The 11,062-nt window shown below is 73.4% G+C and carries 9 protein-coding genes; 3 read left to right on the forward strand and 6 right to left on the reverse strand.

Annotated features, from left to right (window positions below):
• Positions 1-46: 46 nt before the first annotated feature.
• The 4 genes from OQ02_RS23275 to OQ02_RS23290 all read right to left on the reverse strand — a co-directional run bounded on the left by OQ02_RS23275 (position 47) and on the right by OQ02_RS23290 (position 6,606).
• Positions 47-2,107 (reverse strand): ATP-binding protein, encoded by a 2,061-nt coding sequence (locus OQ02_RS23275; RefSeq protein ID WP_051772698.1) that lies wholly within the window; start codon positions 2,105-2,107, stop codon positions 47-49.
• Positions 2,104-2,775 carry a DUF4255 domain-containing protein gene (locus OQ02_RS23280; protein WP_033440652.1) on the reverse strand — a complete coding sequence of 224 codons (672 nt, stop codon included), beginning with the start codon at positions 2,773-2,775 and terminating at the stop codon, positions 2,104-2,106. Before OQ02_RS23280 ends, OQ02_RS23275 begins: the two co-directional genes overlap by 4 nt.
• Positions 2,776-2,791: 16 nt before the next feature.
• Positions 2,792-5,842 (reverse strand): DUF11 domain-containing protein, encoded by a 3,051-nt coding sequence (locus OQ02_RS23285; RefSeq protein ID WP_051772699.1) that lies wholly within the window; start codon positions 5,840-5,842, stop codon positions 2,792-2,794.
• A 140-nt stretch (positions 5,843-5,982) separates the two neighbouring features.
• A complete protein-coding gene (locus OQ02_RS23290; protein WP_033440653.1) occupies positions 5,983-6,606 on the reverse strand; it encodes a response regulator transcription factor in 624 nt (207 codons plus the stop codon).
• 172 nt (positions 6,607-6,778) lie between these two features.
• Here OQ02_RS23290 and OQ02_RS23295 point away from each other — a divergent pair, with 172 nt between their 5' ends.
• A complete protein-coding gene (locus OQ02_RS23295) occupies positions 6,779-8,047 on the forward strand; it encodes a COG1470 family protein (RefSeq protein ID WP_033440654.1) in 1,269 nt (422 codons plus the stop codon).
• 153 nt (positions 8,048-8,200) lie between these two features.
• Here the strand turns inward: OQ02_RS23295 and OQ02_RS43975 are convergent, their stop codons facing one another.
• Both OQ02_RS43975 and OQ02_RS23300 read right to left on the reverse strand, forming a co-directional pair.
• Positions 8,201-8,368, reverse strand: a complete 168-nt coding sequence (locus OQ02_RS43975) for a hypothetical protein (RefSeq protein ID WP_156077239.1) — start codon at positions 8,366-8,368, stop codon at positions 8,201-8,203.
• A complete protein-coding gene (locus tag OQ02_RS23300; protein ID WP_051772703.1) occupies positions 8,365-8,733 on the reverse strand; it encodes a hypothetical protein in 369 nt (122 codons plus the stop codon). Before OQ02_RS23300 ends, OQ02_RS43975 begins: the two co-directional genes overlap by 4 nt.
• A gap of 263 nt (positions 8,734-8,996) precedes the next feature.
• On the opposite strand from OQ02_RS23300, the gene OQ02_RS23305 reads away from it, so the two are divergent.
• Positions 8,997-9,770 (forward strand): AfsR/SARP family transcriptional regulator, encoded by a 774-nt coding sequence (locus OQ02_RS23305; protein WP_156077240.1) that lies wholly within the window; start codon positions 8,997-8,999, stop codon positions 9,768-9,770.
• Between the two features lie 114 nt (positions 9,771-9,884).
• The gene (locus OQ02_RS23310; protein WP_033440693.1) at positions 9,885-10,871 is read left to right on the forward strand and encodes a glycosyltransferase; all 987 of its coding nucleotides are present in this window, start codon (positions 9,885-9,887) and stop codon (positions 10,869-10,871) included.
• Positions 10,872-11,062: the final 191 nt, after the last annotated feature.

An 11,062-nucleotide genomic window follows, 5' to 3' on the forward strand; every position in this document is an offset into this window, starting at 1 on the left:
AAACGAAAAGAGCGCCCACAGCGGGCGCTCTTCCCGAAAAGCGAGCTCAGTTGTCCAGCCACGACCCGAACTCGCCGGGCAGCACGAGCCGGCCCAGCTTGCGGTACTCCTGGTGCACGGCGGCCATCACGTCGGCCATCCGCAACGGCCGTTCGGCGGCGGCGGCGAGGTACGCGGCGGTCACCACGCACGCCCGGATCGACCCGCCCGCCAGCTCGAACCGCTCGGCGCAGAACGCCAGGTCGAGGTCGTCCGCCCGGGGCATCCGCGAGCCGAGGCAGCGGTCCCACAGCGCGAGCCGCTGAGTCGCGTCGGGCACCGGGAAGTCGGCGATCACGTCGATCCGCCGCGTGAACGCCTCGTCCACGTTGGACCGGAGGTTGGTGGTGAGCACCGCGATGCCGTCGAAGGACTCCATCCGCTGCAACAGGTACGCCGATTCCATGTTGGCGTGCTTGTCGTGCGAGTCCTTGACCTCCGACCGCTTGCCGAACACGGCGTCGGCCTCGTCGAACAGCAACACGCCGTGCACGCCCGCGGCCTCGGTGAAGATCCGCTCCAGGTTCTTCTCCGTCTCGCCGATGTACTTGTCCACCACCGACGACAGGTCCACCACGTAGAGGTCCATGCCGACCGCACCGGCGACGACCTCGGCGGACATCGTCTTGCCGGTGCCCGACTCGCCGGCGAACAACGCCACCACCCCGCGTCCCCGACCTCCGCCGGGACGCATCCGCCACTCGCCCAGCACCCGGTCCCGGTGCCGTGCGCGCAGCACCAGCTCGTCCAGCTGCCGCCGGGTCGGCTCGGGCAGCACCAGGTCGTCCCAATCCACGGCGGGGGTGATCCGCCGCGCCAACTGCTCCAAGCCGGCCCCGTTCTGGGCGCGCACCCCGGCCCGGACGTGTGCCACGCCGACCGGGCGGTCCTCCAGCACGGCCAGCCGTGCGGCGACCGACACCGCGCGGTCCACTTCGTCCGTGCCCAGTCGGTACCCGGCCAGGTCGGCCACCATCGCCGGGTCGGCGGCCGTGCCGGTGGCGTCGGCCAGCGCCCGCGCCCACCGCTCCGCCCGCCGGCCGGTGTCCAGCGCCGGCACGGGCACCGACACCACCGGCTGCGCGGTCCACTGCGGGTCCCAATGCCGCCGGCTGTGGAAGAACAGGGGCACCTCGCCCGCCACCGCGGTGAGGTCGCGGATCAGCCGGATCTTGTCGGGCAGCAACGGCTCCAACGGGCCGAACACCAGGCCCGCGCCGCGCAAGCGGGCCTCACGGACCGCCGCCACCAGCGGGGCGTCCGCCCGGTCGGCGACCGCCGGGACGTCCAGCACCACGGCGTCACGACCGGCCGCGGCAAGGGCCTCCACCGCGACGCGGGCCGCGTCACCGTCGGTGTCGCGCAGGTGCACCGCCCGGACGCCCGCGTCCAGCGCGTCGCCGATCCGCCGGGCCAGGGGTGACTCCGGGACGCTGCCCGCGGGCACCACCCTCGCGGTGGTCCCGATCGCCGGATCGGGCTCGTCGTCGCCGAGCAGGTGGGCGACGACCCGGTCCGGCACGCGCAACGGCCGGGACAACACCGGCGACTCGCCGTCCCGGACCTCCAGCAGGCCGCTCCGGACCAGCGGCGCGGACGCGGCGAACCGGAACCGGCCCGGTCCGGCCGCCGGCAGCCCGCACAGCTCCAGCGCGAGCCCCACGGTCGCCCGACGGCGGGTCACGTCGTCGTTGAGGTAGCCGTAGAGCCGTTCGAACCGGGCGTCGACGTCCGGCGCCAGGGCGACCAGCAGGAACTCGACGTCCACCGGTTCCAGGTCGAACCGCCGGGCCAGGGTCGACAGCCGGGGACCGGGCTCGGGCACCGTCGCCGCGAGCACGTCCAGGTCGGGCTCGTCGTCCGGTGGCGTCAGCGGCTCCCGGTGCCCGTCCAGGATGCGCCGCACCGACTCGGCGGTCAGGTACATGCCCCGGTGCGGGTCGTCCAACGTCGGATCGGTCGCCGCCCGCGCCGCGATTGCGTGGCGCACCCGCCACTCGACCGCGCCGAGCCTCGCCCACAGGTAGGCCAGGTCGGGTGTCCCGGTCGGGATCGCTGTCGCCGTCATCGGATCGGACCTCCACGTCGTCGTCGGTCCGCGGGCCGGGGCCGGGCCGGTGCGAAACCGCCGCCACCGGGGGTGTCCTCGTAGCGCAGCCTGCGGCTGTCGTCCTCGGGCCCGCCGACGAGGACCAGGCCGCCGTCGGCGGGAGCGGCGAGCGGGGTCAGGGTGCCGGCCACCGGCGCGGTCACCACCACGTTGATGGCCGGTTTGAGCCGACCGCCGAGCGCGGACCACACGTCGGTCGCCGCACGTCCCTCAGACACCGGCCCGCCGCACTCCAGCAGGACGCTCAAGTCCAGTTCCGCCAACGAACCGGTGAGCCACTCCGACGCCAACCGGCCGTGGCCAGCGAGGCACGCCAACGCCTGCGACAGCAGCCGGTGCTCGTCCTGCGGCCGGTTCGTCCACGCCGTCACCAGGTAGGACAGCCGGAACCAGCGCGGCGGCTTGCGGTGCGCGACGAGCTCGTCCCGCTCGAACACCTCCAGGTTGCCGGTGCTGCGCCGGGACTCGTCCTCGCGGATGTCGTACAGGAACACGTTGACCGTCGGCGCGTTGCGCCGTGCCGTCCAGTCGGTGGTGGGCGCCTCGAACACGAGCTCACCACCACCGCCGGGCACGCCACCGGCGGCGAGCAGCCTGCGGATCCCCTCGTCCACCTCGTGGATCACTGCAACCTCCTGGGAGTCACCTGCGCCGGACCATGTCGGGAGGTCCGACGGTGCCGGGCACGACGAGGAACGGAGTGGTCGCGGGTCGGAAACCCGGTCCGGCGGCGGTGATCGTCCGCGGACCGGTCTGGTCCTTGCCGAGGATGAGCAGCTGCGCGGTGAAACCGCCGTCCGGCCGCGGGATCGTCGGCGCGGCGGCCGACGTGATGCCGGGTGACCAGGTCAGCCGCACCGGCGCACCCGGCGGGAAGTCCACGCCGCGCACCGACGTGACGAACCCGGGTTCACCGATCGGCGGCACGGCGACGATCCGGGGCAGCAGCACGCGCATCGGCGCGGCGGCCGCGTTGTCCGCCGGGTCGGCGTCGGTGCCGGTCGTGCGCAACGTGCCGCGCACGGTGGTCTCGAGCGGCTGGTCCGGCGCCAGCACGACCTGCACCACCTGCGACGCTCCCGGCGCCAGGTCGGGCAACGGGCAGCCGGCGGCGGAGCACCCCGGCGGCAGGGTCGCCACCGGCACGCGCGCGGGGAGCGCGAAGTCCAGCCGGAGCCCGGTGGCCAGGCCACCGCCGCCGTTGCGGACCGTGTAGACCGCCGTCGCGCGTCCGCCCACATAGGACGGGTTCGGCTGCACCACCACGGCCAGCGAAGGACCGGCGGCGGGCGGGGCAGGCGGCGGCGGGGGTGGTGGCGGGGGTCCGGTCACCGGGTCGCGCACCGGGATCGCCGTGCTGGAGGCGTTGTCGGACGGCAGCACGTCGAGCACCGAGCCCGCCACCGACCACGTGACGCTCCGCCGTCCGGGCACCAGGCCCACCACGTCGGCGACGATCTCCACGGACCCGCCCGGCTCCACGACTCCGAGGTCGCACCGCAACTCGGCCACGTCACACGAGCCGCGCGCGGGCCGCAACCCGTCCAGCCGCACACCCTCCGGAACGGCGACCGTCAGCGAAGTGCCCGGTGACGGAGCCGGACCGCGGTTCACGACGGTCACCGCCACCGGGGTCGTCACGCCCGCGTCCGCGTCCGGTGCGGCGGGTGGCGCCTCGACGGCGAGGTCGACCGACTGCTGCCAGGTCGGCTCCTTCTGCCGGCCCGGCAGGTCGGCGGTGATCCGCCGGACCTCGCCCGTGCCCAGGTCGACGACGTCCAGCTCCTCCGGTGACGTGAGGTCACCCGCACGGCGGGCGGTGAGCACCACCCGGTCGCCGTCGGGGGAGAACGACACGTCACGGGGTTGGAACGGACCCGAAGGCGGCGCGGTCAGCGGGGTGACGCACGTGTTCGCCCCCGAGGGCAGCAGCACGCGGCACCCGTTGTCCGCCAACGACACCAGCAGCACGCCGTCGGCCTCCCGGTTGAACGCCAGCGTGCGCCCGTCCGGGCTGAACACCGAACTGTCGTCGGTCACCTCGCAGTCGAACCCGCAGACCGCCGCGGACACGTCCCGCTGCTGGTCCAGCGTCCCGGCGCGGGCGGTCCACACGTGGTTGTCGCGCACCTCGGCGGTGGGGCCGTCGAAGACCCGTCCCCGGGTGAACGACAGCGTGCCGCCGTCCGGCGACCACTCCGGCTGGGTGTCCTCCTGGTCGGCCAGGGCCGGTGGGGGAGTCAGCTTCCCCACCACGGCGCCGGTCGCGGCCTCGACCACCACGATCCGGCTCGGGCCGCCGTCCGGCCGCACCCCGCCGGGCGTGCGGCGGGCGAACGCCAGGAACCGGCCGTCCGGCGACCACACTGCGTCGAACTCCCAGTCGGTCGGCGACCGGTCGGCCACCGGAACCCGGCGCGCGTCGGCGCCGTCCGCGTCCACCAGCCACAGCCGCTGCACCCGCCTGCCGTCGACGTCCTCGAACCGGCTCAGCGCGATGGTCCGGCCGTCGGGGGAGTAGGACTGCCGCTGGGTCCACGGGTCGAAACCGGCCCGGGGGCGGAACAGCAGGTTGGGGTCGTTGACGCTCTCCGGGTCCTCGCGCAGCACCGCCACGCCGAGGTCACGCGGGTCCGAGCCGTCCGGCCGGATGTCCTGGAGGGTCGCGGTGAAGCGGGTCTCGGCGGTCGTGCGGGCCACCAGCAGGTGCTCGCCGCGCCCGTCCACCAGCCACGTCGGCGAGGTGATCGTGCGGTCCTCCGCCAGCAGCAGACCGGGCGCGACCGTGACGGGCAGGCCGGGGCCGGTGTCGACCTGGTACACCTTCTCGACGTTCGGGTCGGCCGGGCACGAGCACGTCTGGTCGATGCTGAGGAACAGCAGCCCGACGCCGTCCGGCTTCCAGCCCGGCGACCGTCCGCGCCACCCGGCCTGGTCGCCACCCAGCACCGGAACCCCGACGCTGCCGCCGTCCAGCACGCGCAGCTGCCGGGTGCCGTCGATGTCGAGGCTGTAGGCGATGCGGCCGTCCCGCGGGTTCCAGTCCGGCTCGCCCGCGTCGCCGTCCGGCTCGTCGGTGACCCGCGTGGCGCGACCGCCGCCGACCGGGACGCGGTAGATCTCCCGCGCGCCGTCGCGGTCACCGGAGAACGCGACGCTCGCGCCGTCCGGTGAGAACGTCGGCCACGTCTCGTCGGACCGCGTGTCGGTCAGCTGACGCAGCCCCTTGCCGTCCACGCCGACCAGCCACAGGTCTCGCCGCTCGCCGTCGAGCGAGTCGAACACGACCGTGCGCAGGTCCGGCGACAGCCGGGGGTGCGCGGCGTCAAGGCCTACGGTGAGCCTGCGCACCGCACCGCCCGCCGTGCGCAGGTACACCTGCGGCGTCGGGCCGTCACGCAGGCTGGTGAACACCACCAGGCCGCCGCGCGCCGAGACGTCGTCGTCGTGGTGCGCGGGTCCGGCGGCGAGCAGCGGTTCACTGGGCCGCAACTGCTCGGGGACGGGACCGGTCAGCGCGCCGATGCTGCGGTGGCCGGTGCCGGTGTAGGCGATCCGGCCGGACACCGGGTCGTCCTGGAGCACCGACGCCGACACCGACGTGGCGACGTCGTTCACCACCACGACCGCGGCGCTCAGCGCCACCACCGCGCCGATCAGGGCGAGGGGCCGGGTCGGCAGCCGGTTCGACAAGGTTCCACCTCCGTCTGGGCCTTGCACGTCTGGGGCATGTGCCCGAATCGTCGTCCGGCGCACCGGGGGCCACGGAGGTCCCGGCGGGCACGGTCGGGGCACGACTCGGGGCCGTTCGGGCAACTCGGGCCCGTGACGGCTCAGATCAGGCCGTGCCGCATCACGTACCCGACGGCGTGCGCGCGGTTGCGCAGCTGCAGCCGGGTCGTCACCTCGTGCAGGACGTTCTTCACCGTGCGCTCGGAGAACGACATCTTCGACGCGATCTCGGACGTGTCGAAACCTTCGGACACCAGCCGCAGCATGTCCGCCTCACGGGCGGTCAGCGTGGACAGCGACGGGCCGTTGGGGTCCAGCACGCTGCGCTGCAACCGGCCCACGTGGTCGAGCAGCTTGCCCAGCAGGTCGCCGGGCAGCACCGCTTCCCCGTTGGCCAGCGCGGAAACCGTGCTCACCAACCGGTCCTGGTCGGCCTCGGACCGCCGGATCACCGCCGTCACGCCGCAGTCGATGGTGGTCTGCAGGGCGTCCTGGTCGAAGCGCCCCACCACCAGGCCGATGCGCGTCGTGGACGAGCGCCGCAGCCGGCGCAGCACCCGTGCGGTGGCGTCGTCCACCTGGTCCACCACCACGAGCGACACGACGGCGCGCTGCTCCTCGTCCGGCCGCACCACCTCCACCTCGGGCCGGGGCCGCAGCTGGTACGTGATCCCCGCCTTCAGCACATGGTCCTCGGCGTACACGGCCACCGGAATCCTGGACATGCAACCCTCCTGTGGAATAGCCGGACCGCACGGTCGGCGACCTCGTGGGGACCATCGTCGGCCGGGGAGGGGTTCGCGGGCACCGGCGTGGGGACTTCGGTGCACGGGTTTGCCCGTACGGTGCCCTTTTCTCCCTGTCCACCGCCGGTGTGCCGTCCCTACCGTTCGTCGGGTGACCACAACGACCGAATTCGGACTCCCCACCGTGGTTGTCACGCCCGGTCAGGAGACCAGCACGACGATGACGGTGCGCAACGACAGCGATATCGTCGAGGCGTACGAGTTCGAGGTGGTGGGCGGGTGCGCCCCCTGGACCACCGTCGAACCGGCACGGCTGTCGCTGTACCCCGGCACCTCGGAGCAGGTCGCCATCGTGCTGCGCCCGCCGCGATCACCCGAGGTGCGCGCGGGCGAGGTGCCGCTCGGGGTGCGGGTGCTGCCCGCCGAACGACCGCAGTCGGCGGTCGTGACCGAGACGATCGTGATCGTCGAACCCTTTGCGAAGCAACGGGTCCGGCTGATCCCCAAGCGCCGTCGCGCGTGGCGCAGCGCGCGCTTCCGCGTCGAGGTGCACAACGACGGCAACACGCCGACCGCGGTCACGCCCGCGCTGCCCGAAGCCGACGACCACCTGAAGTACACCGTCTCGACCGCACCGACCACTGTGGACCCCGGCGGTCGCGCCGAGCTGGAACTGCGCGTGCGGGTCGCGAAAACGCTGTGGTTCGGCAAGCCACAGGTGTGGCCGGTGCGGTTGGACGCGGTGGCCCTGGCGGCGGACGAGCGGCACGAGCACGAGGTGGCCGGTGAACTCGTCCAGCTGCCGATCCTGTCCAAGTGGCTGCTGTCGTTGCTGGGCGCGTTGTTGATGCTGCTGCTGGCGTGGCTGCTGCTGGTTCGCCCGGCGGTGCTCAGCGCGGCGCGGGAAGCCGTCGACGGCCGGGCCAAGGAGATCGCCCAGGCCGTCGAACCGCAGGCGCCGGCGGAGGAGCCGGGTGCCGCGCCCGAGCAGCCGCCCGCCGGTGAGCAGGGAAAGGGGCAGGGGCAAGGGCAGGGACAGGGCCGCGGCACGGGCGCCGGGCGTGAACAGCACTCCGGCACCATCGCGGTCACCACGAACGCCGGTGAGCAGACGACCGGGACGTACGTCGTGCCGCCGGGCAAGGTCTTCCACATCACCGACATCGTGCTGGCCAACCACCAGGGTGACGAGGGCGTGCTGACCATCGCGTTCGGGGAGCGCACGATCACCACGATCGCGCTGGAGACGTTCCGCAACCAGGACTACCACTGGGTGACGCCGATCGACATCCCGCAGAACGGCACCGTGACCGTCACGGTCGGCTGCGCCAAGCCCGGCACCCCGGCCAGCGGCCGACAGGCCCCGAACTGCGCGCAACTGCTCAACGTCAGCGGCGAGCTGAGCGACATCGCACCCTGAACCCGGCACTGCTGAGCCCGGCACCGCTGGCCCGGCACCGCTGTGCCCGGCACCGCTGACGGGAGGAAGACCCGAAGAACATGACGAAGCCGCGCACCCGTTCCCGTGGGTGCGCGGCAGATTCGTGTGCGCGGCAGAGTCGTGTCGGCGGGCTCAGCCGGTGCGGCGGTTCCACTCGTCGAGCAGCGTGTCGATCCAGGCGAGCAGCAGCTCGACGGTGGCGTCGTCGTGGCGCTCGCGGTAGTGGCGCAGGTCCTCGCCCGCCGACTCCAGCTCGAAGCGCAGGTCGCACGTCGTGAGACCGCCCCCGGTGGGCCTCACGGTTCGAGCTGCGCGTTGCGGGCCGCCATCCGGAACGCCTCGATGTACTTCGGCAGCTCGACCAGCGCGCGTTCCCACGAACCCGCCGTGATCTGCTCGGCGAACACCGCGTCGACGACGAGCCGGTCAACGCCCGGGTCCATGTCGTCGCCCGCCGCGTCCCGCAGCCGCCGCGACACCTCGATCCGGTGCGTGCGCGACCGCACGACCTCCAGGGTCCGCTCCAACTCGGCGATGACCCGCTCGGCCTCCTCGGGCCGGATCACGAGCCAGCCCTTGGCCGCCAGGTCGAGGAACAGGTCTCCCGCGAACCTCTCGCGCGTGAGACCGTCCGTCACGCGACCGCCGTCCTCGTGGGACCACATCGCCTTCACACCTCCGTACCGGCGCCGGGGCCGGTACCGGTCCTCCGGGACCCCTACCAGCCGTGCGGCAAGGGCTGGCTTGAGCCCATCACGCGGGACGGGTGCGACGAAAGGCCGGCGGACGAGGTCTGCCCGTCCGTACTCACCCGGATTCCCGGCGCCGGGACGGCCCTCCCACCGGTCTGCGCCGAACGAGTGACGCACGATGGGATCTGAACCGATGCGTGTTGCTGTGCGTGCCCCTCCTGACCAAGGGGGTGCGGATGTGCTCTGACGAGCTGAGGGTGAGCGTGCTGGGGCCGGTGCGGGCCTGGCTGGGTGACGTGGAGCCGGTGTTGGGCCCGGCGCGGCGGCGGACGGTGTTCGCATTGCTGGCCGGTCGGGCGAACCAGGTGGTCTCGCGGGACGAGCTGGTCGACGGCGTGTGGGGCGACGAGCCGCCGGTGGGCGCGGTCGGGAGCCTGCACACCTACATGTCCGGGCTGCGCAGGGCTCTCGGGCCGGCGCGGGACGCGTTGGTGTCGCGGACCGGGGGTTACCTGCTTCGGCTGACCGAAGCGGCGCTGGACGCGGAGGTCTTCGAACGCGGGCGCGCCGACGCCCAGCGGCTGCTCGCGCAACGCGACTGGAGCGGTGCCCGTGACACCGTCGACGCCGTGCTGGGGCTGTGGCACGGGTCGGCGTACGCGGGGGCGTCCGGTCCGTTCGCCGAGCAGGAACGGCGGCGCCTGGGCGAGTTGCGGTTGAGCGCGGTGGAACTGCGGTGCCGTGCGGCGCTGGAGCTGGGGCAGCACGCCGAGGTGGTCGCGGAGGTGAGCGCGCTGCTGGTGGAGCACCCCTGGCACGAGTCGTTGCGGGCGCTGTTGATGGTGGCCCTGCACCGTTCCGGGCGGGACGGTGAGGCGCTGGAGGTGTTCCGCGCCGCGCGACGGGCGTTGATCGAGCAGCAGGGCATCGAACCGGGCCCGGCCCTGCGCGACGCGCACCGGGTGGTCCTCGCGGAACTCTCACCCCGGCGCGTGGCCAGGGCTTGCTGACCGGTGGCACCGGCGCAGGGCCGGTTCGGCGAGCACCGTGGCGCCGTCGGTCGGCACCGAGTCGTCGAACCCGGCGCGCGTCCTCGTGACACCGCCACCAGTAGATTCGCCGACATGCGCGTACTGTTCGCCGCCCTCGCGTCGGTGGGGCACACCTATCCGCTGATCCCGCTCGCGCTCGCGGCACGTGCGGCCGGACACGAGGTCCACTTCGCCGTCGGCGAGGGCGTGCACGCGCCACTGGCCGCTAACGGACTGCGGCCGTTCCGCCCAGCCGACTCGTTCTACGAGATCTACGCCGAAGACCTCGAACCGGAACTGGCCCGGCTCGAACCCGACCTCGTGGTGCACGAATGGGGCGTGCCGGGAGCCGCCGTCGCCGCGCGGAAGGCGGGCATCCCCGGTATCTGGCACGGCTTCGGCCGCATGTTCCCCGACGGCATCGGCCTCGAATCGCCCGCGAAGGCCGTGCCCGGACGCCCGCACGTCGACATCTGCCCGCCGTCGTTGCAGGACAAGGGCTTCCTCGCCGCCGAGGACCGGATCGAGCTGCGTCCCGTCCCGTACTCCGAACCGGGTCCGTCGCCGACCGTGGACGGTCCGCTGGTCTACCTGACCCTGGGCACCGCGTTCGGCACCGCGGACCTGCTCACCACCGTCATCAAGGGGTTGGCGACGCTGGACGCGTACGTGGTGGTCGCCACCGGCCGCGTTCGGGTGGACGAGCTGGGCGACCTGCCGCACAACGTCACCGCGCGGCCGTGGGTGTCGCAGGCGGACCTGGTGCCGCGCGCCGCCGTGGTCGTGCACCACGGGGGCAGCGGTACGACCCTTGGCGCGCTCGCCGCCGGCGTCCCGCAGCTGGTCCTGCCCCAGGGCGCGGACCAGTTCGCCAACGCCGAGGCGATCGTCGGCGTCGGCGCGGGCCTGCGGCTGCTCGCCGACGAACTGGGCGCGGACGCCGTCGCCGAGCACGTCCGGACGCTGTCCGCGCGCCACGACCACCGTGACGCGGCCCGTGCGGTCGCCGAGGAGATCGCCCGGATGCCGTCGCCGGACGAGGTCGCCCGCCGCCTGCCCGACTACGCACAGCGCCCGTAGACCAAGCGCCCGTAGACGAGCCTGCTCCCGTCGACACCGTGCGGCGTCGACGGGAGCAGGGGAGCGGTCACTACCGCTGGGTGATGTCGGATGGTGAGTAGAAGCAGTTCTTGCCGTCGGCGCCTTCGCCGATCTTCTTGGGTTCGGAGCCCTTGGGGACGCCTTGGTACTTCTCGCAGATGACGGTGTCG

It is taken from the genome of Saccharothrix sp. NRRL B-16314 (assembly GCF_000716595.1).
Classification (GTDB): domain Bacteria; phylum Actinomycetota; class Actinomycetes; order Mycobacteriales; family Pseudonocardiaceae; genus Actinosynnema.